The 21,241-nt window shown below is 67.6% G+C and carries 19 protein-coding genes; 10 read left to right on the forward strand and 9 right to left on the reverse strand.

The features are described 5' to 3' along the window. The 7 genes from IE100_RS06955 to IE100_RS06985 all read left to right on the forward strand — a co-directional run bounded on the left by IE100_RS06955 (window position 1) and on the right by IE100_RS06985 (window position 5,501). Window positions 1-1,131 carry a 5-(carboxyamino)imidazole ribonucleotide synthase gene (locus IE100_RS06955; protein WP_189373367.1) on the forward strand — a complete coding sequence of 377 codons (1,131 nt, stop codon included), beginning with the start codon at window positions 1-3 and terminating at the stop codon, window positions 1,129-1,131. A gap of 49 nt (window positions 1,132-1,180) precedes the next feature. Then, a complete protein-coding gene (fos, locus tag IE100_RS06960) occupies window positions 1,181-1,591 on the forward strand; it encodes a fosfomycin resistance glutathione transferase (protein WP_189373368.1) in 411 nt (136 codons plus the stop codon). Window positions 1,592-1,601: 10 nt separating this feature from the next. Continuing rightward, window positions 1,602-2,483, forward strand: a complete 882-nt coding sequence (locus IE100_RS06965; RefSeq protein ID WP_189373369.1) for a phosphoribosylaminoimidazolesuccinocarboxamide synthase — start codon at window positions 1,602-1,604, stop codon at window positions 2,481-2,483. 165 nt (window positions 2,484-2,648) lie between these two features. Continuing rightward, on the forward strand, window positions 2,649-3,230 hold the full coding sequence (locus IE100_RS06970) for a GNAT family N-acetyltransferase (protein WP_189352803.1): 582 nt from the start codon (window positions 2,649-2,651) through the stop codon (window positions 3,228-3,230). A 92-nt stretch (window positions 3,231-3,322) separates the two neighbouring features. Next, a complete protein-coding gene (locus IE100_RS06975) occupies window positions 3,323-4,255 on the forward strand; it encodes a sodium-dependent bicarbonate transport family permease (protein ID WP_189373370.1) in 933 nt (310 codons plus the stop codon). 10 nt (window positions 4,256-4,265) lie between these two features. Next, window positions 4,266-4,568 carry a P-II family nitrogen regulator gene (locus IE100_RS06980; RefSeq protein WP_189373371.1) on the forward strand — a complete coding sequence of 101 codons (303 nt, stop codon included), beginning with the start codon at window positions 4,266-4,268 and terminating at the stop codon, window positions 4,566-4,568. A 21-nt stretch (window positions 4,569-4,589) separates the two neighbouring features. After that, entirely contained in the window at window positions 4,590-5,501 is a 912-nt protein-coding gene (locus IE100_RS06985; RefSeq protein WP_189373372.1) for an alpha/beta hydrolase, read from the forward strand. Between the two features lie 142 nt (window positions 5,502-5,643). On the opposite strand, the gene IE100_RS06990 is transcribed toward IE100_RS06985, so the two are convergent. The 5 genes from IE100_RS06990 to IE100_RS07010 form a co-directional block, all read right to left on the reverse strand. Continuing rightward, window positions 5,644-6,027 (reverse strand): diacylglycerol kinase, encoded by a 384-nt coding sequence (locus IE100_RS06990; RefSeq protein ID WP_189373373.1) that lies wholly within the window; start codon window positions 6,025-6,027, stop codon window positions 5,644-5,646. Then, on the reverse strand, window positions 6,024-7,043 hold the full coding sequence (locus tag IE100_RS06995; RefSeq protein WP_229800267.1) for an FAD:protein FMN transferase: 1,020 nt from the start codon (window positions 7,041-7,043) through the stop codon (window positions 6,024-6,026). Before IE100_RS06995 ends, IE100_RS06990 begins: the two co-directional genes overlap by 4 nt. Window positions 7,044-7,090: 47 nt before the next feature. Continuing rightward, window positions 7,091-8,044 carry a glutathione synthase gene (gene gshB, locus IE100_RS07000; protein ID WP_189373375.1) on the reverse strand — a complete coding sequence of 318 codons (954 nt, stop codon included), beginning with the start codon at window positions 8,042-8,044 and terminating at the stop codon, window positions 7,091-7,093. A gap of 7 nt (window positions 8,045-8,051) precedes the next feature. Beyond that, a complete protein-coding gene (gene gshA / locus IE100_RS07005) occupies window positions 8,052-9,335 on the reverse strand; it encodes a glutamate--cysteine ligase (RefSeq protein ID WP_189373376.1) in 1,284 nt (427 codons plus the stop codon). Window positions 9,336-9,501: 166 nt separating this feature from the next. Next, window positions 9,502-10,446, reverse strand: a complete 945-nt coding sequence (locus tag IE100_RS07010) for a carbohydrate kinase family protein (RefSeq protein ID WP_189373377.1) — start codon at window positions 10,444-10,446, stop codon at window positions 9,502-9,504. A 124-nt stretch (window positions 10,447-10,570) separates the two neighbouring features. On the opposite strand from IE100_RS07010, the gene IE100_RS07015 reads away from it, so the two are divergent. After that, window positions 10,571-11,059, forward strand: coding sequence for a TlpA disulfide reductase family protein (locus IE100_RS07015; RefSeq protein WP_189373378.1), 489 nt, complete (start codon window positions 10,571-10,573; stop codon window positions 11,057-11,059). A 58-nt stretch (window positions 11,060-11,117) separates the two neighbouring features. Here IE100_RS07015 and IE100_RS07020 read toward each other — a convergent pair whose 3' ends face one another. From IE100_RS07020 to IE100_RS07030, 3 genes are all read right to left on the reverse strand, one after another. Further along, entirely contained in the window at window positions 11,118-14,279 is a 3,162-nt protein-coding gene (locus IE100_RS07020) for a bifunctional diguanylate cyclase/phosphodiesterase (protein WP_189373379.1), read from the reverse strand. Further along, entirely contained in the window at window positions 14,279-15,103 is an 825-nt protein-coding gene (locus IE100_RS07025; RefSeq protein WP_189373380.1) for a phosphate/phosphite/phosphonate ABC transporter substrate-binding protein, read from the reverse strand. The genes IE100_RS07020 and IE100_RS07025 overlap by 1 nt, the downstream gene beginning before the upstream one ends. A gap of 283 nt (window positions 15,104-15,386) precedes the next feature. Next, window positions 15,387-17,408: an NADPH-dependent 2,4-dienoyl-CoA reductase gene (locus IE100_RS07030; protein WP_189373381.1), complete on the reverse strand. Its 2,022-nt coding sequence runs from the start codon at window positions 17,406-17,408 to the stop codon at window positions 15,387-15,389. 312 nt (window positions 17,409-17,720) lie between these two features. On the opposite strand from IE100_RS07030, the gene IE100_RS07035 reads away from it, so the two are divergent. Together IE100_RS07035 and IE100_RS07040 are read left to right on the forward strand one after the other, a co-directional pair. Next, window positions 17,721-18,065, forward strand: a complete 345-nt coding sequence (locus tag IE100_RS07035; RefSeq protein WP_189373382.1) for a zinc ribbon domain-containing protein YjdM — start codon at window positions 17,721-17,723, stop codon at window positions 18,063-18,065. Window positions 18,066-18,117: 52 nt separating this feature from the next. Beyond that, window positions 18,118-18,687, forward strand: coding sequence for a carbonic anhydrase (locus IE100_RS07040; protein ID WP_189373383.1), 570 nt, complete (start codon window positions 18,118-18,120; stop codon window positions 18,685-18,687). Window positions 18,688-18,826: 139 nt separating this feature from the next. Here the strand turns inward: IE100_RS07040 and topA are convergent, their stop codons facing one another. Then, complete coding sequence (topA, locus tag IE100_RS07045) at window positions 18,827-21,121, reverse strand: type I DNA topoisomerase (RefSeq protein WP_189373384.1); 2,295 nt, start codon at window positions 21,119-21,121, stop codon at window positions 18,827-18,829. Window positions 21,122-21,241 lie beyond the last annotated feature (120 nt).

The following is a 21,241-nucleotide window of genomic DNA, read 5'->3' on the forward strand; positions in this document are numbered from 1 at the left end:
ATGGCGGCCATCCTGCCCCCGGCGATGCTGGGCATACTCGGCGGCGGCCAGCTGGGCCGCATGTTCGTCACCGCCGCCAAGCGCATGGGCTACCGCGTGACCGTGCTGGACCCGGACGCCAACGCGCCGGCCGCCGACTTTGCCGACGTGCACCTCATCGCGCCGTTCAATGACGCCGCCGCGCTGCAAACGTTGGCCGCAAGCTGCGCCGCGGTGACCACCGAATTCGAGAACGTCAACGCCGACGCGATGCGCCAGCTGGCGAAGAGCACCCGCGTGTCGCCGTCCGGCGACTGCGTGGCCATCGCCCAGGACCGCATCGCCGAGAAGAGCTGGATCAACAAGGCCGGCCTGCCGACCGCGCCGTATCTGGCCATCGAGAGCGTCGCCGACATCCAGGTCGAGCTGGAGCCCTACCTGCCGGGCATCCTCAAGACCGCGCGTCTGGGTTACGACGGCAAGGGCCAGGTGCGCGTGAAGACCGCGGACGAGGCCCGCGCCGCCTACGCCGACCTCGGCGGCCAGGCCTGCGTGCTGGAAAAGATGCTGGACCTGAAGCTGGAAGTGTCCGCCATCGTCACCCGTACCAGCAGTGCGCAGGTGGCGGTGTTCCCGGTGTCGGAGAACATCCACAAGCACGGCATCCTCGACGAATCCATCGTGCCGGCACGCATCGCGCCGGAACTGGCCGCCCGGGCGCAGGATTACGCGGTGAAGCTGGCTGAGGCGCTGGACTACGTCGGCGTGCTGGCGGTGGAATTCTTCGTGCTCGCCGACGACAGCCTGGTGGTGAACGAGATCGCGCCGCGGCCGCACAACTCCGGCCACTACACCATCGACGCCTGCGTCACCGACCAGTACCAGCAGCAGGTGCGCGCCATGTGCGGCCTGCTGCCGGGCAAGACCGAGCTCTTGTCGCCGGTGGTGATGGTCAACCTGCTGGGCGACGTGTGGCGCGAGGATGGCGGCGAACCGCTGTGGGACGTGCTGATGGAAGCACCGAACGCCCACCTGCACTTGTACGGCAAGAAAGAGGCGCGTGCCGGCCGCAAGATGGGGCACTTCACCGTGCTCGCGGCCAACGTCGACGACGCGCTGGACCAGGCGCGCGCGCTGAAGGATACCCTGTAAGAAATCAGGCGGTGCGGATAAGGCATCGCCTTTCTCAATGAGTCGATGCATGACGCTGCAAGGTTTGAACCACCTGACGCTGGCGGTAGGCGATCTGGAGCGTGCCTGGCAGTTCTATACCGATGTACTGGGCGCGAAACCAGAGGCTCGCTGGGCTGCTGGTGGCTACCTGACGCTGGGGGGACTGTGGTTGTGCCTGTCGCTGGATGACTGGCAAGGCCAGCCGCAGGCTGGTTATACCCACTATGCATTTGGTGTGGAGGCCGCGCAGTTTCCTGCCTGGGTAAGCCGGTTGCAAGCTGCGGGTGTGCCTAGCTGGCGTGACAACCGCAGCGAGGGCGAGTCGTTTTATTTTCTCGACCCGGATGGCCACCAACTGGAGCTACACGTGGGCTCGCTAGCCAGCCGTCTGGCAGCATGCAGGATACGTCCCTATCAGGACATGCAGTTTTTTGATTGAAGGAATTACCATGACCGCTAGCAATACCACTCTCACCAGCCTGAAGAAAATCTACTCCGGCAAGGTGCGCGACCTGTACGAGATCGACGACAAGCGCATGCTGATGATCGCCTCCGACCGCCTGTCGGCGTTCGACGTGATCCTGGACGACCCGATCCCGGGCAAGGGCCAGATCCTGACCGCGATCTCCAACTTCTGGTTCGAGACGCTGAAGGACGTGGTGCCCAACCACCTGACCGGCGACAAGCCGGAAGACGTGGTGTCGGCGGCGGACCTGCCGCTGGTGGCCGGCCGCGGCGTGGTGGCCAAGCGCCTGAAGCCGGTGATGATCGAAGCCGTGGTGCGCGGCTATCTGGCCGGCTCCGGCTGGAAGGAATACCAGAAGTCCGGCACCGTGTGCGGCATCGCGCTGCCGGCCGGGTTGAAGGAATCCAGCAAGCTGCCGGAGCCGATCTTCACCCCGTCCACCAAGGCGGCGGTGGGCGATCACGACGAGAACATCACCTACGCGCAGTGCGAGGCCATCGTCGGCGCCGAGCTGGCGGCCAAGGTGCGCGACACCGCCATCCTGCTGTACAAGACCGCGGCCGAGTTCGCCGCCAAGCGCGGCATCATCATCTGCGACACCAAGTTCGAGTTCGGCCTGGACGAAGACGGCACCCTGGTGCTGATGGACGAGGCGCTGACGCCGGACTCCAGCCGCTTCTGGCCGGCCGACAGCTACGCCGAGGGCAGCACCCCGCCGTCCTTCGACAAGCAGTTCGTGCGCGACTGGCTGGAAGCCTCCGGCTGGAACAAGCAGGCGCCGGCCCCGGCCGTGCCGCTGGACGTGCGCGAGAAGACCGCCGCCAAGTACCGCGAAGCGCTGGAGCGCCTGACCGGCCAGGCCTGAGCCTGATCGCTTGCCGCCTAACGCCCGTACCCCTCCGGTACGGGCGTTTGTCCATGCCGCCTGCGCCACGGATGCGGCGCGGCGCCGGCAGTGGCATACTGACGCACTTTCGTGCGGCCTGCGGCCAACCTTGTTCCCATTCCTTGCGTTTTCCGGAGTACTGACATGCCAACCACCCAGCCATCGCTCAGCACCGCGCGTCTGCACCTGTTGCCGGCGGAGAGTGCGTGGGCGCGTGCCATGCTGGATTACCAGGTGCGCAACCGCGAGCACTTCGCACCCTGGGATCCGACCCCGGGCGGGATGTTCTACACCGAGCTGTTCTGGGCGATGCGCATGCGCCAGCGCGAGATGGACTGGAAGGACAGCCGCGGCGCGCTGTTCCTGGTGATGCCGGAGAAGGAAGCCGGCCGCGTGATCGGCACCGTCAGCCTGTCCAATATCAACCGCGGCGTGTTCCAGGGCTGCCACCTGGGCTACAACATCGACCACGCGCACCAGGGCCAGGGCCTGATGCGCGAGGCGGTGGAGGCGGTGATCGCCTTTGCCTTCGGCACGCTGAAGCTGCACCGGGTGCAGGCCAACTACCAGCCGGAGAACGAGCGCAGCGCCGCGCTCCTGAAGCGGCTGGGCTTCCAGATCGAGGGCCACGCCCGCGACTACCTGTTCCTCAACGGCGCCTGGCGCGATCACGTGCTGACCTCGCTGATCAACCGCAACTACGACCACACCCCGCTGCAGGCCTGAGCCGCGGCGCGAAACTTCCCCCTCTCTGCCCTGTCCAGCTGACGCCGCCGTCAGCCGGACGGCGGACACCCTGACCCGGCGAAAGGAGAGCCATGACATTGGATCCGGTAGTACTGTTTTTCCTGCTGGGGCTGTTCGCAGCCCTGGCCCGTTCCGACCTGAAACTGCCGCCGGCGCTGTACGAGACGCTGTCGGTGTTCCTGCTGCTGGCCATCGGCCTGAAGGGCGGCGTGGCACTGGCGAAGACCGGCAGCCCGCAGGTCTTGCTGCAGGTGCTGCTGGTGATCCTGCTGGGCACGCTGCTGACGCTGCTCGCCTTCGCCGTCCTGCGCTGGCGGCTGAACCGTGCCGACGCGGCGGCCACCGCCGCCCACTACGGCTCGGTCAGCGTGGTGACCTTCGCGGTCGCCGCCAGCTTCCTCGCGCGGCAGGGCATCGAGGCCGAGCCGCAGCTGACGCTGTTCCTGGCGGTGATGGAGATGCCGGCGCTGGTGGTCGGCGTGCTGCTGGCGCGGCTGGGCGAGCGGCAGCAGCTGCGCTGGGGGCAGCTGGCGCACGAGGTCTTCCTCGGCAAGAGCATGGTGCTGCTGCTGGGCGGGCTGGTGATAGGCTGGCTGGCCGGGCCGGCGGGCATAGGCAGCCTGTCGCCGCTGTACGTCGACCTGTTCAAGCCGGTGCTGTCGCTGTTCCTGCTGGAGATGGGGCTGCTGACGGCGGCCAAGCTCGGCGGCCTGCGCCGCCAGGGCAGCTTCGTGGTGCTGTTCGGGCTGCTGGTGCCGCTTGGTTTTGCCTGCATCGGCCTTGGCAGCGCCTACGCGATGGGGCTGTCGGCGGGCGGTGCCTTGCTGCTGGCGACCCTGTGCGCCTCGTCGTCCTATATCGCCGCCCCGGCCGCGATGCGTATCGCGGTGCCGGAGGCCAATCCGGCGCTGTCGCTGGCGGCCAGCCTGGGGGTGACCTTCCCGTTCAACCTGCTGCTCGGTATCCCTTTGTACTGGATGCTGACACAATGGCTGTATGCCTGAGGAGCGCGTCATGACCTTTCATGCCAAGAAACTGTTGACCATCGTGACCGAGGCGGTGCTGGAAGCGCCGCTGGTGAAGGTGCTGCAGCAGCTCGGTGCCCACGGCTATACCGTCAGCGATGCCCGCGGTGGCGGCAGCCACGGCGTGCAGGGCGGCGGCTGGTCGTTCGAGGGCAATATCCGCGTCGACGTGGTGTGCGATGCGGCGGTGGCGGAGGCGATCGCCGCGCACTGCCAGCAGGCCTACCTGCCGCACTACGGCCTGATCCTCTACGTGTCCGATGTCGGCGTGCTGCGTGCCGACAAGTTCTGATCCTGCCTTGCAGGGGGTGCGATGAAGCCTTTCCAGCTGACGGCCAGCGATGGCCACGTGATCCACGGTGTGTCGTGGCCGACGCAGCAGGCGCCGCGCGGCGTGCTGGTGATCGCGCACGGCATGAGCGAGCACGCCGAGCGCTACGACGTGCTGGCCGGGCGCCTGGCCGCCGCCGGTTACTGGGTCTACGCCCACAACCACCGCGGCCACGGCCGCGAGGCGCCGCTGCCGGGCTGGTTCGCCGCGCGCGACGGCTGGTCGCTGGTGGTCGACGACCTGCGCGAGGTGGTCGATCACGCCGCGGCGGCGCATCCGCAGACGCCGCTGGTGCTGTACGGCCACAGCATGGGCAGCTTCGTGGCGCGCGCCTTTTTCCTGCGCTACGGCCAGCGCCTGTCCGGCATGGTGCTGTCCGCCACCGGCTATCGCCAGCGCCTGCTGGCGCGGCTGATGCGCGGCGTGGCCAGGTTGGCCGCAAGGCTGGGCGGCGCCGCCAGCCCCAGCCGGCTGATGACGGCGCTGGTGTTCGGCAGCTTCAATCTCGGCTTCATGCCGACGCGCACCACGCTGGACTGGCTGTCGCGCGATGCGGCGCAGGTGGACGCCTATATCGCCGATCCGCTGTGCGGCCAGTTTCCGACGCCGCAACTGTGGATAGACCTGTTCGGCGGCATCATCGCGCTGGAGCAGGGCGAGGCCGCCGCGCGCGGCCTGCACGATTGTCCGGTGTGGCTGCAGGCCGGCAGCCGCGATCCGGTCAGCCTCGGCCGGTTCGGCCTGGGCCAGCTGGCGCGGCGCTACCGCAAGGCCGGGCTGCGCGACGTGACGGTGACGGTGTATCCGGGCGGCCGCCACGAGATGCACCACGAGACCAACCGCGCCGAGTTCGAGGCCGACCTGCTGGCCTGGCTCAACCGCGTCTGCCGCTAGGAGCGTGTTCATGATCTCGCGAGCTCATGCGAGACAAGGCGAAAATGGCTGAGGAAGCGGCGTTTAGCTGGATGTAAACCAGCATGCCGAAGCCGTACTCACCGAGACGTTTCACAAAGCGCAGCAGATCGTGCGCAGGTTCTCAGCCAAATAGTACCAAGCCCCAGACCAGCAGCAGGTTGACGAGGCCGAGCAGCTGCGCCGCGCTGCCCATGTCCTTGGCGCGCTTGGCCAGCGGGTGGCGTTCCAGCGAGGTGTGGTCCACCGCCGCCTCGATCGCGGAATTGAGCAGCTCGATGATCAGCGTGGCGATGGAGCTGGCTACCAGCAGCGCGCGTGCCAGCGGTGTGGCGTCGACCACGAACAGCGCCAGCGGCACCAGCAGCAGCGCCAGCAGCGACAGCTGGCGGAAGGCGTCCTCGTGGCGGAAGGCGGCGCACAGGCCGTCCAGCGAGTAGCCGAAGGCGTTCAGCAGGCGGCGTACGCCGGTCTTGCCCTTGAACGGGCTTTCTTGATGCGGTGTCATCCGTTTCCTGTTTCGGTAATGCTGTCCGGCGCCACGCGCCAGTTCAGCCGTGTGGCCAGCGCGGGGTTCAGCCACGCGCGGCCCTGTCCGTCGATCAGCAGCCAGCCGGCCACGCCCAGCGCGCGCGCATGGCGTGCGGCCAAGCCTGGTCCGTCCAGATACAGCGGTTTGCTGGCGACGTCGGAGCGCAGCCCGGCGTCGCTTGCCGGCGCGATCAGCACCGTCGCCGACTGCAAGTGGCAGTCGCTGTTGCCGTCGCGCGGGTCGATCAGGTGGCAGTGGCGGCGACCGTCGCGCAGCACGTAGCGCTGGTAGTCGCCGGAGGTGCCGATCGCCTCGCCGTCGTGCAGCGGCAGCGTCGCCATCGCCTCGTTGCGGCGCGGGTGGCGGATGCCGACCTGCCACGGCGTGCCGTCGGCCTTCTGCCCCAGCGCCATGATATTGCCGCCAATATTAAGCAAGGCTGAACGGATGCCGGCGGCCTGCAATTGCCGCCGCGCGCGATCCAGCGCCCAGCCCTTGGCCATGCCGCCGACGTCGACCTGCACCGTAGTCTTGTCGCTGCGTACCTCGCCGTCGGCGCCGATGGTGAGGTCGCGCAGCCGCGGCCGATTCGCCACCAGCGCCTGCAGCGCCGTCATGTCCACGGCGGTGCTCGCCGGCGTGTCCTGGTGAAAGCCCCACAGCGCCACCAGCCGGCCGATCGCCGGCGAGAACAGTCCGTCGCTGCGCGCCTCCAGCGCCTGGCCGCTGCGCAGCAGCGCCAGTAGCTCCGGCGACGGCCGGTAGGGCTGGCCGGCGGCGAGCGCGCGGTTCAGGCGGCCGGCGTCGCTGTCCGGCTGCCACGGGTGCAGCAGCCGGTGCAGGCGGTCCAGCTCGGCCAGCACCGCGGCGGCGGCCTGCTGCGCCTGCACCGGCGTGGCGGCGTTGAGCTTCAGCTCGACGCGGGTGCCGAACACGTAGCTTTCCTGCTGCCACGGCGGCGGCGCTTCGCCGCAGGCGGCGAGAGCAGACACGACAAGGGCGGCCAGCGCCGCCCTTGTACCGGGAAAGGTTGGCTGCATCAGCGCCGTTCCGTCACCGCGCGCTCCAGCGCATCGATGAACAGGCCGGCGACGTCGATGTCGCTGTGGTTCATGATTTCACGGAAACATGTCGGGCTGGTGACGTTGACCTCGGTCAGGTAGTTGCCGATCACGTCCAGCCCGGCCAGCAGGATGCCGCGCCGTTTCAGCTCCGGCGCCAGCCCCTCGGCGATCTCGCGGTCGCGCGTGCTCAGCGGCCGCACTTCGCCGCGGCCGCCGGCGGCGAGGTTGCCGCGGTTGTCGCCGCCCTGCGGGATGCGCGCCAGGCAGTAGTCGACCGGCACGCCGTCGATCACCAGGATGCGCTTGTCGCCGTCGCGGATTTCCGGGATGTAGCGCTGCGCCATGATGGTGCGCTTGCCCTGTTCGGACAGGGTCTCGATGATCACGTTCAGGTTCGGGTCGTCCGGCCGCGCGCGGAAGATGCTGCTGCCGCCCATGCCGTCCAGCGGCTTGAGGATGGCGTCGTGGTGCTGGCGCACGAAGGCCAGCAGCCGCGACGGCTGCGAGGTGACCAGCGTCGGCGCGGTGAACTCGGCGAAGTTGAGGATGGCCAGCTTCTCGTTGAAGTCGCGCAGCGCCTGGCCCTTGTTGAACACGCGCGCGCCCTCGGCCTCGGCCAGCGTCAGCAGCTGGGTGGCGTACAGGTACTCGAGGTCGAACGGCGGGTCCTTGCGCATCACCACCGCGCTGAACGCGTTCAGCGGCAGGCGCTGGCCGTCGCTGGCGCGGAACCAGTCCTTGCCGTCCTTGCCGGTGAGGCTGACGCTGACGACGTCGGCCTGGATGCGGCCGCCCTCGATGGCGATGTCGCGCGCCTCGCAGAAGTAGATCGCGTGCTGGCGTGCCGCCGCCGCTTCCATCATCGCGAAGGTGCTGTCTTTCTTGATCTTGAAGCCGGCCAGCGGGTCGGCAATGAACAGGATTTTCATACGGGCCTCACTCGGCGTCAGGGTCGGTATCTTCCAGCTCCAGCGCGGCGGCCAGCATCGCCAGGCGCGCGATCACGCCGTAGGCGTAGAAGCGGTTGGGGGCGTCGTTCGGCGCCGCCTTGTGGTCGGGCAGGCAGTGCTCTTCGAACGACAGCGGCACGAACTGCATGCCCGGGGCGTTGAGGTTCTCGTCGACGCCGCGCCCGGTGTGCACGCGGTAGAAGCCGCCGATCACGTAGCGGTCCATCATGTACACCACCGGCTCGGCGACGCCGTCGTTGACGCACTCGAAGGTGTACACGCCTTCCTGCACGATGACCTCGGACACTTCCAGGCCTTCCTTCACCACCGCCATCTTGTTGCGCGCCTTGCGGTTGAGGCCGCGCACCTCATCGCCGCTCTTCACGCTCATGATGCCCATGCCGTAGGTGCCGGCGTCGGCCTTCACGATCACGTAGGGCTCGTGGCTGATGCCGTATTCGCGGTACTTGACGCGGATCTTGTCCAGCATCTGGTCCACCAGCGCGGCAAGCTGGTCCTCGCCCTGGCGCGACTGGAAGTCGAGGCCCTTGGCGGCGAAGAAGTAGGGATTGATCAGCCACGGGTCGATCGACAGCATCTGCGCGAAGTCGGCGACCACCCTGTCGTAGGCGGCAAAGTGATTGGTCTTGCGCCGCACCGCCCAGCCGGCGTGCAGCGGCGGCAGCAGGTTCTGCTCGATGTTCTTCAGGATGTCGGGCAGGCCGGCGGACAGGTCGTTGTTGAGCAGCACGATGCAGGGGCTGAAGCCGTCGGCCAGCACCACGCGGTTGCCGCGCCGCTCCAGCGGCTCGACGGTGATGATGTCGCCACCCGCGGCAGTCAGCTGCGTCGGCTCGGTGATTTCCGGGTTCAGCGAGCCCAGGCGCACCTTCAGGCCGGCCTGCTGGAAGATATGCACCAGCGCCGCCACGTTCTGCAGGTAGTAGGTATTGCGGGTGTGGTTTTCCGGGATCAGCAGGATGCTCTTGGCCTCGGGACAGGCGCGCTCCACCGCGCTCTGCGCCGCCTGCACCGCCAGCGGCAGGAAGTCCGGATTCAGGTTGTTGAAGCCGCCGGGGAAGAGGTTCATGTCCACCGGCGCCAGCTTGAAACCGCTGTTGCGCAGGTCCACCGAGCCGTAGAACGGGGCGGCGTGGTTGTTCCACTGCTTGCGGAACCAGTGCTCGATGTGCGGCTGTGCCGCCAGGATGCGGCTCTCCAGTTCCAGCAATGGTCCGGTGAGTGCCGTGGTCAGGTGCGGTACAGTCATGAATCCCTCTCTTGCCCGTCAATCGAATGAGTCAGTTTAACTCTAGGATGGTGGGGTCGCGACGGGGCTTATTCAAGTCAGAATGCAAACAGGCCGGCCAGCGCCGTCGTCTGCGGCGCTTGCCGGCCTGCCATCGCGCCGCTGGATCGGATTCAGCGCGGGCGGCTTACAGCGGCCACGGTTCGTTATAGGCCTGCTGGTACAGCGCGCGCAGTTTTTCCCAGTCGAAAAAGTGGTTCTGCGGGCCGTGGCTGGTGACCTTGATCGCACCGATGACGTTGGCGAGGCGGCCGGTGGTTTTCCAGTCCAGCCCCTGGCGGATGCCGTACAGCAGGCCGGCGCGGAAGGCGTCGCCGCAGCCCATCGGGTCGATGGGCTTGATCGGCATCTGCACCCGCGGGATCAGGTGGATGGTGTCGTCGGCGTAGATCTCGGCGCCCTTGGAGCCGCGGGTGACGATCAGCGCCTCGACCTTGCCGGCCAGCACCTCCACCGGCAGCCCGGCGCGTTCGCGCATCAGCTCGCTCTCGTAGTCGTTGATGGCGACGTAGGTCGCCAGCTCCACGATCTCGTTCAGTTCCTCGCGCGACAACAGCGGCAGCTCCTGGCCGGGGTCGAAGACGAACGGGATGCCGGCCTCGTGCAGCTCGCGGGTGTGCTGCAGGAAGGCGGCGTGGCCGCCGGGCGAGACAATCGCCACCTCGATGCGCTGTGGCACGTCGGCGATGTGGTTGACGGTGGCGTGGTCCATCGCGCCGGGGTGGAAGGCCATCAGCTGGTTGCCGTCCCTGTCGGCGATGCCGAAGCACTGCGAGGTGTACTGGCCGCGGATGGTGCGGATGAAGCGGTCGTCGACGCCGGCGCGCTTCAGGTGCTGGCGGTAGGGCTCGAAGTCTTCGCCCACCGCGCCCATCACCAGCGGCGTCTCGCCGAGCAGGCACAGGCTGTAGGCGATGTTGCCGGCCGGGCCGCCGAACTCGCGGCGCATGGTCGGCACCTTGAAGGTGGTCGAGATCTTGTGCAGCTGATCGGGCAGAATATGGTTGTCGAAGCGGTCTTCGAAATGGAACAGCGTGTCGTAGGCAAGCGCCCCGCAGACGAGAATGGACATGGCTCGCGCGTAAACTGATGAGGAATCGACCATTCTACCATGAAGCCGCGACCGCGCCGCGCTGAACTGTGGCGTACTGGCAGCGATCTAACGCCATCTGGCGCATTACTACGGAATAAACTGAATGTCTGTAACACGCATGATTTCGCGCCGCCTGCTGCTGGGCGGCCTGTTGCTGGCGCCGCTGTGCGCCGTGGCCGGCGGCCTGCTGGACGGCGCGGTGCTGACCGGGCTGAACGGCAAGCCGGCCGCGTTCGCCCGCTACCAGGGCAGGACCACGGTGGTGAACTTCTGGGCCACCTGGTGCGCGCCGTGCCGCAAGGAGATGCCGCTCTTGTCAGCGCTGGCGCCAAGGTTGGCCGCACGCCAGGTGCGCTTCGTCGGCATCGCTCTGGACCAGCCGGGCGAGGTGGCGGCCTACCTGAAGCAGCTGCCGGTCAGCTATCCGGTGCTGCTGAGCGACGGCGAGGGCATCGCGCTGATGCGCGCGCTGGGCAACCGCAGCGGCGGGCTGCCGTTCACCGTGGTGCTAGACGAACAGGGCCGGCCGCTGGCGCGCATCGCCGGGCTGGTGAGCGAGGCTGAGCTGATGAAGGCGCTGCCGCTGCGCTGACGGCGTTGCGGCCAACCCTGGGCCGATGGCGCTGGCGTGGCTGTGCCGACGCTACTGCTCAGATCATCACCTCGGCGGCACTCTTGGCCGCGGCCGCCGCGGCCGCCGCGGTCGCCGGCGCATCCAGCAGCAGGCGCACCTGCTGCTGCAACTCGTCGCGCAGCCGCTGCAGCTGGCTCACGGTGTGCTCGTCGGCGTCCTGCAGCTCGAACTGGTGCCAGGTCAGCACCCGCTCGTTGAGGGTGTACAGCTGCTGGTGCAGCTGGCCGATGCGGCGGTACAGCGGGTGCTGGCCGAAGTAGGCGCTGCCGGCACCGTGGTACCAGTTGTCGAAGTCGCGGTAGCTGTTGCCGTGCTCCTGCGGCGGCAGCTCGCGCGCGCCTTGCCGCAGGCAGTCGATCAGGCGGTTGCTGGCCTGGCGGTGCGCCAGCTCCAGGTTGAACAACCGGGTGTCGTCGCCGGTCCAGCGCCGCTTGCTGGCCAGCTGCCAGGCGGCGGCGCCCTGCCACTGCTGCGCCCAGCCCGGCAGCGCGTCCGCCGGCATCGGCCGCGCGATGCCGAAGCCCTGCGCGTGGTCGCAGCCGATGTGCAAGAGCAGGCTGCCATGCTCGATGCTCTCCACGCCCTCGGCCACCACCGAGCGGTTGAACGCCTCCGACAGCCCGATGATGCCCTGCACGATGGCGAGGTCGTCGCCGTCCTCGTGCATGTCGCGGATGAAGGACTGGTCGATCTTCAGCTTGCCGGCCGGCAGGCGCTTCAGGTACAGCAGCGAGGAGTAGCCGGTGCCGAAGTCGTCGAGCGAGAACTCCACCCCCAGCTCGCGGCAGGTGGCCATCAGCGCGCCGACGCGGGTGATGTCCTGCAGCGCGGTGCTTTCCAGCACCTCGATCTCCAGCATCCCGGCCGGCAGCGCCGGGTATTCCGCCAGCAGCGCCGCCAGCCGCTCGGCGAAGTTGTCCTGCTGCAGGTGGTGGGCGGAGATGTTGACGCTGACCGGCAGCGTCATGCCCTGCGCCTGCCAGGCCTGCATCTGCGCCAGCGCGCTGCGGATCACCCATTCGCCGAGCGCGATATCCAGCGCGCTGCCTTCGGCGTCGGCCAGGAAGTGGGCCGGGGTCAGCAGGCCCTGTTCCGGGTGCTGCCAGCGCATCAGCGCCTCGGCGCCGACCACGCTGCCGTCGCGCATATTGACCTTGGGCTGGTAGTACAGGCACAGCTCGCCGTGCTGCAGCGCCTGCGCCAGCCGTCCCAGCCCTTCCTGGCGGAAGCGGCTCTGGCGGTCGTGCTCGGCGTCGAAGATCTGGTAGCCGTTGCGGCCCTTGTCCTTGGCCTGGTACATCGCCTGGTCGGCGTGGCGCAGCAGGGTGTCCGGGTCCTGCTCGTCCTGCGGATACAGGGTGACGCCGATGCTGGCCGAGATCTCGATGCGGATGTCGCCCAGCTGCACCGGGTGGGCGACGGTGTCCAGCACCCGCTGCAGGCTGTGACGGCAGGTCTGCAGGTCGGGCAGGCCGGACAGCAGCAGCACGAATTCGTCGCCGCCCAGCCGCGCCAGGGTGTCGCCGCCCTGCAGCGTGTGCTGCAGCCGCTCGGCGACCTGCACCAGCAGGCGGTCGCCGACCTCGTGGCCGTAGCGGTCGTTGACCGCCTTGAAGCCGTCCAGGTCCATGAAACAGATCGCCAGCCAGTGGCCGCTGTGCTGCGCCTGGGCGATGGCCTCCCTCATGCGGTCGGCTAGCAGCACGCGGTTGGGCAGGTGGGTGAGCGGGTCGTGGTGCGCCATCTGCGCCAGCCGGTTTTCCTGTGCCTTCATCACCGTGATGTCGGCGAACACGGCGATGTAGTGGCGCACATTGCCGGACTGGTCGTGGATCACCGACACCGACAGCAGCAGCGGCGCCACCTCGCCGTCCTTGCGCCGGTTCCAGATCTCGCCCTGCCAGTGGCCGCTGCTCTGCAGCTTGTCGCGCATGGCGAGGTAGAACACCGAGTCGTGGCGTGCCGACTGCAGCTTGCGCGGGGTATGGCCGATCAGCTCGTCGCGCTCGTAGCCGGTGATGCTGCAGCAGGCGCGGTTGACGTCCAGCAGCCGGCCGCGGGCGTCGGCAATGATGATGCCGTCGTGGGAGTGCTTGAACACGCCGGCCAGCAGCCGCAGCCGTTCTTCGGCGCGGGTCTGCTCGGTGATGTCGTTCCAGGCGCCGATGATGCCGGCGATCTCGCCGTAGTCGTCGTAGAACACGTCCTTGGACAGGATCACCTCGCGCCGCTGCTGGCGCTGGGTGACGATGCTGGCCTGGTAGTCGAGGTGGGGCTGACCGGCCAGCAGCGCGCTGTCGTGCAGGCAGTGCACGGTGGCGATGTCGGCCGGCCACAGCTCGGCCGGGGTCTTGCCGCGGATCTCGATGCGGGTGTAGCCGGTGACGCGGGTGAAGGCGGCGTTGCAGCCGAGGAAGCGCCCCTGCGCGTCCTTGTAGAACACCGGGATCGGGATCGCCATCAGCAGCATGTCGGCGAAGCGCTGGCTCTTCGCCCAGTGCTCGTCGGCGGACTGCACCGCCGCCGCCATGCGGTTGAAGGCGACGCCGAGGCGGCCGATCTCGTCATGGCGGCTCTCCGGCGCCCGCGTCAGCAGCTGGCCCTGCCCCAGTGCCTCGGCGGCCTGCGCCAGGTATTGCAGGCGCCGGCTCAGCCACAGCGTGACCCAGATCATCCAGCCGGTGGCGAGGATGATGCCGGCGACGATCAGCGGCCCGGTGCGCTGCGCGAGGCCGGCCAGCAGGCGGCTGGTCTCGCTCTGCCGCAGGCCGGCCTGGATCTGGCCCTGGCTGATGTTGAAGCGCAGGTCGAGGATGTCGTCGGCGCTGTCCTGCAGCGAACGGTCCGCCTGCGGCTGCACGCCGTCGGCGAGGCCGGCGCGGGCCAGCTCCTTGCCGCTGGAGTCGCGGATGATCAGGTAGGCGATGTCGCCGCCGTGGCTCAGCTCGCCGGCGATCTCCTGCAGCGTGATGAAGTCGCGTTCCAGCAGCGGCGCGATCAGTGCAGCCTGCAGCTCGCTGTGCAGGCTGCGGCTGCGCAGCTGCGCCTGTTCCACCGCCATGTCCTGCAGCACGCGGGCGCTTTGCCAGGCGATGCCGGCAAAGACCAGCAGCTGGATCAGCAGCAGCACCGGGATGATGGCCCATTTCAGCGAACGGGGACGCAGCGGCAGGCGCATTATCGCAGCAGCCCTTTCAGGTCGCGGACGTATGGGTCCAGCGCGCGCATGTCCGGCTCGCCGACCGGACGCAGGCCGCCGTGGTTCAGGTCGCGGCTGAACGCGCGTCCCTGCGGCGTGTCGTTGGCGAAGGTCAGCAGCTGTTGCTGCAGCCGCGCCAGCCGCGCATCGCCGAGGCGCTTGTGGCCGAGGTACAGCTGCGGCGTGGTGTGCGGCAGCCGGGCCAGGATGCGGATCTTGCCGCCGATGTCGCCGCCGAACTGGTGCAGCGCGCTGACCGAGATGATGGCGGCCGCCGACTCGCCGCTCAGCAGCGCCGCCAGCGAGTTGGCGTGGCTGCCGGTCGGCCGGATGACGATATTGTTGCCGGGGACGAAGCCGGCCCGGCTCAGGTAGCGCTGTGCCGCCAGGGTCAGGTTGGCGAGGCGGTCGCTGGTCGACACCGTCTGGCCGCGCAGCTGCGCCAGCTCGCGAATGCCGTCACGGCGGGTGACCAGCAGCGGCTCCAGGTCGGTCAGCGGTCGCGCCAGCGGCCGGTAGTCCTGTTCCAGCTGCGCTAGGCGGCCGAAGTAGGGCGAGGTGGCGATGATGTCGTAGCGCCCCTGGCGCGTGCGTTCGAGGAAAAAAGCGTAGTCGGCGGCGCTTTCCAGCGTCACCGGCTGCTGCAGGCTGCGTTCCAGCTCGGCGCGCAGCGGCTCGTACAGCGTGGCCAGCTTGCGGGCCGACATATAGGGCACCACGCCCAGCACCAGCGCGGGGGCGGCGTGCACGCTCGCCAGCAGGCACAGCCACAGCAGGCCGGCGGTCAGTAGGTTCTTGGCCATCCATCCAGTCTCGTTATCGTTGGGTCGGCGCGGCACGCCATGGACCCGATGGCATGATTGTTGATGACAATGGAATTTAATTGCGCGATTGCCCCGCTCATGATGAAGCAAATACGGGGCGGGCGCAAAAAAGGGAACTGATCTGGCGCAAACGTGGTGCGAAATCTATCGAAATGTCGCGTTGCAGCAAAATGCCTGAATCATGACGTGTTGCGGCCAACCCTGGTGCAAGGTTGGCCGCAATGGGGGGAGGGCGGCGCCGCTCACGCGCGCCAGCCGGTGCTTAGATGCGCGCCGCCAGTTGAGCGCCCTGGTCGATGGCGCGCTTGGCGTCCAGCTCGGCGGCGACGTCGGCGCCGCCGATCAGGTGCACCGTCTTGCCGGCGTCGATCAGCGGCTGCTGCAGTTCGCGCAGTGGGTCCTGCCCGGCGCAGATGATGATGTTGTCCACCGCCAGCACCTGCGCCTCGCCCTTGATGGTCACGTGCAGGCCGGCATCGTCGATGCTGTCGTAGCTGACCCCCGGAATCATGGTGACCTGCTTCATCTGCAGGCTGGCGCGGTGGATCCAGCCGGTGGTCTTGCCCAGGCCGTCGCCGACCTTGCTGCTCTTGCGCTGCAGCAGGTAGATCTCGCGCGGGCTGGGGTGCGGCTGCGGCCCCTGCGGCGCCAGGCCGCCGGCGTGCGCCAGCTGCATGTCCACGCCCCACTCGCGCATGAAGGCGGCAGGATCCAGCGAGCTGGACTTGCCCTCGTGGCTGAGGAATTCCGCGGTGTCGAAGCCGATGCCGCCGGCGCCGATGATGGCCACCCTGCGGCCAACCGGTTTGCCGTGCTTGAGCACGTCGAGGTAGCTCAGCACCTTCGGGTGCTCGATGCCGGGGATGGCCGGCAGCCGCGGCGCGATGCCGGTGGCGAGGATCACCTCGTCGAAAGCGGCCAGGTCGTCCGCCGTCACGCGCGTGTTCAGGCGCAGCGTGACGCCGGTCAGCTCGATGCGGCGCGCGAAGTAGCGCAGCGTCTCGTGGAACTCCTCCTTGCCGGGAATGCGCTTGGCGACGTTGAACTGGCCGCCGATCTCGGCGGCGGCGTCGAACAGCGTCACCGCGTGGCCACGCCCGGCGGCGATGGTGGCGAACGCCATGCCGGCCGGGCCGGCGCCGACCACCGCCAGTTTCTTCGGCGCGGCCGTCGGCAGGTAGTTGAGCTCGGTCTCGCGACAGGCGCGCGGGTTGACGAGGCAGCTGGTCAGCTTGCCCTGGAAGATGTGGTCCAGGCAGGCCTGGTTGCAGCCGATGCAGGTGTTGATCTCGTCGCCGCGACCCTGTTCGGCCTTGAGCACGAACTCCGGGTCGGCGAGGAAGGGCCGCGCCATCGACACCATGTCGGCACAGCCGCCGGCGAGGATGTCTTCCGCCACCTCGGGGGTGTTGATGCGGTTGGTGGTGATCAGCGGGATGCCGACCTGGCCCATCAGCTTTTTCGTCACCCAGGCGAAGCCGCCGCGCGGCACGCTGGTGGCGATGGTCGGCACCCGCGCCTCGTGCCAGCCGATGCCGGTGTTGATGAGGGTGGCGCCGGCTTTTTCCACTTCCTGCGCCAGCTGCACCACCTCGTCCCAGCTGCTGCCGTCGTTGACCAGGTCCAGCATCGACAGCCGGTAGATGATGATGAATTCGGCGCCGACCGCGGCACGCACCGCGCGCAGCACCTCCAGCGCGAAGCGGATGCGCTTGTCGAAGCTGCCGCCCCAGTCGTCGGTGCGCTTGTTGGTGTGGCGCACGATGAACTGGTTGATCAGGTAGCCTTCCGAGCCCATCACCTCCACGCCGTCGTAGCCGGCGTCCTGCGCCAGCTTGGCGCAGCGGGCGAAATCGGCGATGGTGCGCTGGATGTCGTCTTCCGACATCTCGCGCGGGCGGTAGAAGTTGATCGGCGCGCAGATCGGCGACGCCGACACCAGGTTTTCCTGGTAGCTGTAGCGGCCGGTGTGCAGGATCTGCAGCGCGATCTTGCCGCCGGCGGCGTGCACCGCATCGGTGACGATACGGTGCTGCGGCACCTCGTGCGCGTCGGCCAGCATCGACGCGCCCTCGGCGACGCGGCCTTCCTCGTTGGGGCCGACGCCGCCGGTGACGATCAGGCCGACGCCGCCGCGCGCGCGCTCGGCGTAGAAGGCCGCCATCTTCTCGAAGCCCTGCGGCGCCTCTTCCAGTCCGGTGTGCATCGAGCCCATCAGCACGCGGTTTTTCAGCGTGGTGAAGCCCAGATCCAGTGGTGCCAGCAGGTGCGGATAAGCCGTCATGGTGTTGCCCTCGTGTTGTTTGCGGCCTTGCGGCCAACGTTGGCCGCAAGGCAAGTTGTTGATTATTGGTATGGTGTCAGCCTTGCTGGCGAAGATACTTACTGATCAGTAAGTTGTCAAACCCGCCAGGCGCCGGTGCGGCGGGACGGGGCGTGCGCGGCGACCGGTAACGACAAGACTGCGCCTTTTGCTGGCGAAACCGGGGGCGGCTGGCGGATAATACGGCACTCGTAAAGACCGCATCGTTTGCAGGGTTGTTGTTCCTTCCCGGGCCGGCGCGGCGGCCGCCACATTCAGAAACATAGGTACAGCATGACTAATTTGCCCCAATGCCCGCAGTGCGGCTCGGAATTCACCTACCAGGACGGCGCGATGTTCGTCTGCCCCGAGTGCGCGCATGAGTGGTCCGCCGATGCCGCGGCCACGGAAGAGGCCGAGCCGCAGCGCGTGGTACGCGATGCCAACGGCAATGTGCTGCAGGACGGCGACAGCGTGACCGTGATCAAGGACCTGAAGGTCAAGGGCTCGTCGCTGGTGGTCAAGGTCGGCACCAAGGTGAAGAGCATCCGCCTGGTCGACGGCGATCACGACATCGACTGCAAGATCGACGGCATCGGCGCGATGCAGCTGAAGTCGGAATTCGTCAAGAAAGCCTGATCCGCCGCGCCGCAGACGCTGCGGCAGGGCAGGACACGAGAGAGGGGATGCGATGTGCCAGGCACAACACTCGCCGCTGGCTGACTGCCACGGCAGCGCGGCGCGGCCGGTCGGCCGGCGCCAGTTCGTGAAACTGGCGGCCATGGGTGGCGCCGCGGCGCTGCTGGGCAGCTTCCTGCCGCGCACCGCGCACGCCGCCGGCGGCACCGAGGCGCTGCTGCTGTCGTGCATGGACTACCGGCTGGTCGACGATACCGAGCGCTTCATGGCCGGCAAGGGCATGAAGGACAAGTACGACCACATCGTGCTGGCCGGCGCCTCGCTCGGCGCGCTCACCGGCAAGTTCCCGGCGTGGAATACCGCGTTCTGGGAGCACCTCGACGTCGCCATCAGCCTGCACCACATCCACAAGGTGATGCTGCTCGACCACCGCGACTGCGGTGCCTACAAGGTGGTGCTGGGCGAGGACTTCGGCCAGGCGCCGGACAAGGAAACCCGCGTCCACGCCGAGACGCTGATGGCGCTGCGCAAGGCGATCCTGCAAAAGCATCCGCAACTGCAGGTGGAGAGCTACCTGATGGCGCTGGACGGCAGCGTGCAGCAGATCGTGCCCCGCGCCTGATCCCGCGCTGATTCCGACACCGCCGCCCGGCCCTGCTTCGCGGCGGTTTTTCTTTGCGGCCAACGTTGGCCGCAGCCTGATGCCGGGCAAGAAAAAACGCCGCTGGGTGTCAGCGGCGTTGTCTCGAGGCGGAACCGGATCAGGCCTCGGCCTTGCCTTCCGGCGGCGCGATCTGTTCGGCGTAGCCGCACTCCTTCTGCGGGCACACCTTCTCGGTGCCGCGGCGCTTGGTGGTCTTGATGGTCAGGATCGGCCAGTGGCACTGCGGGCACGGCTCGGCCACCGGCGGGTTCCAGGTCGCGTACTTGCACTTCGGATAGGTGTTGCAGCTGTAGAACAGCTTGCCGTAGCGGCTCTTGCGCTCAATCAGGCTGCCGGTCTTGCATTCCGGACACTGCACGCCGGTGTCGCGCGGTTTTTCCAGCGGCTCGATGTGCTTGCACTTCGGATAGTTGGCGCAGCCGATGAACTTGCCGTAGCGGCCCTTCTTGATGTGCAGCTCGCCGCCACAGTCCGGGCAGGTGCGGTCTTCGATGATGGTCGGCGCCTCCGCCTCGGCGGCGGCCTGTTCCGCGGTTTCGCCCACGTTGCGGGTGTAGTCGCAGTCCGGGTAGCCGGTACAGGCGATGAAGCGGCCACGCTTGCCGAACTTGATCGACAGCGGCTTGCCGCATTTCGGGCAGGCTTCGTCCAGGCTTTCGGTGGTGACCTCGGCGCGGCTGATGCCCTCCTTCTCCACGATCTGCTTGTGGAAGCCCTTCCAGAAGCTGTCCATCACCGGCACCCACTGGCGCGTACCGCTGGCGATCTCGTCGAGCTGGTTTTCCAGCTTGGCGGTGAAGTTGTAGTCGACGTACTGGGCGAAGTGCTCGGTCAGGAACTTGTTGACGATGTCGCCGGTGTCGGTCGGGTAGAAGCGCTTCTTGTCCAGGATCACGTACTCGCGATCCTTCAGCGTCGAGATGATGCTGGCGTAGGTGGACGGGCGGCCGATGCCGAATTCTTCCAGCGATTTCACCAGCGAGGCTTCGGAGAAGCGCGGCGGCGGCTGGGTGAAGTGCTGCTCGCCGTACAGCTTGTCCACCGGCAGCGTGTCACCTTCGGCCAGCAGCGGCAGCTTGGCGTTTTCCTCGTCCTCGGCGTCGTCCACGTCTTCCTCGTACACCGACAGGAAGCCGGCGAACACCAGTACCTGGCCGCTGGCGCGGAAGATGCCCTCGCCGACGGTGATGTCCACGCTGGTGGTGTCGAACTTGGCCGGGGCCATCTGGCAGGCCAGGGTGCGCTTCCAGATCATGTCGTAGAGCTTGAACTGGTCGGAGGTCAGGAACGGCTTCATCGCCTCCGGCGTGCGCAGGATGGAGGTTGGCCGCACCGCCTCGTGCGCCTCCTGCGCGTTCTTGGACTTGTTCTTGTAGGCGATCGGGTTCTTCGGCAGGTGCTCGGCGTCGAAGCGCTCGCCGATGTAGCCGCGGATCTCCTCGACCGCCTCGGCCGCCAGCGCCACCGAGTCGGTACGCATATAGGTGATCAGGCCGACGGTGCCCTGGCCGATGTCCACGCCCTCGTACAGCTGCTGCGCGGTGCGCATCGCGCGGTCGGTGGTCATGCCCAGCTTGCGCACCGCCTCCTGTTGCAGTGTCGAGGTGGTGAACGGCGCGGCCGGGCTGCGCGATTTCTTTTTCTTCTCGATGCTGCTGACCACCGCGTCGTGGCCCTGCAGGCGGGCCAGCACGCCGGCCTGCTCCGCCTCGTTCGGCAAGGCGAACTGGTCGAGCCTGTTGCCGGAGAGCGTGGTCAGCTTGGCGCTGAACTTGGTGCGGCCCTTGTGGCTGTCCAGGTGTACCGACCAGTATTCCTGTTCGACGAAGGCCTTGATCTCGTTCTCGCGCTCGCAGATCAGGCGCAGCGCCGGGCTTTGCACGCGGCCGGCGGACAGGCCGCGGCGGATCTTCTTCCACAGCAGCGGCGACAGGTTGAAGCCGACCAGGTAGTCCAGCGCACGGCGCGCCTGCTGCGCGTCGACCAGGTCCTGCGCGATGGCGCGCGGGTTGGCGATGGCGTCCAGCACCGCATTCTTGGTGATCTCGTGGAATACCACGCGCTGCGCCGTCTTGTCCTTCAGCAGCTTTTTCTTGTTGAGGATTTCGACCAGGTGCCAGGAAATGGCCTCGCCTTCGCGGTCCGGGTCAGTCGCCAGATAGACGTGGTCCACCTCGCCCACTGCCTTGACGATGGCATCAACGTGCTTGCTGTTGCGCGCCACGACCTGGTATTTCATCGCGAAGTCTTTCTCCGGATCGACGGCGCCGTTCTTCGGCACCAGGTCGCGGACGTGACCGTAGGAGGCGAGGACTTCGAAGTCCGGACCCAGGTATTTTTTCAGCGTTTTCGCCTTGGACGGCGATTCGACAATCAGCAGGTTTGAGGGCATAACGGTCTGTTTTCGGTAGTGCGCCGGGGGGCACGACAATATTGTGTATTCATCAAACAAAACAAGAGCGCAAGGTTTGCGCTCTTGATCGGGCGTTTTTCCGCTGCGGCCAACCTTGAG

This window comes from Vogesella alkaliphila (assembly GCF_014652475.1).
Lineage (GTDB): Bacteria > Pseudomonadota > Gammaproteobacteria > Burkholderiales > Chromobacteriaceae > Vogesella > Vogesella alkaliphila.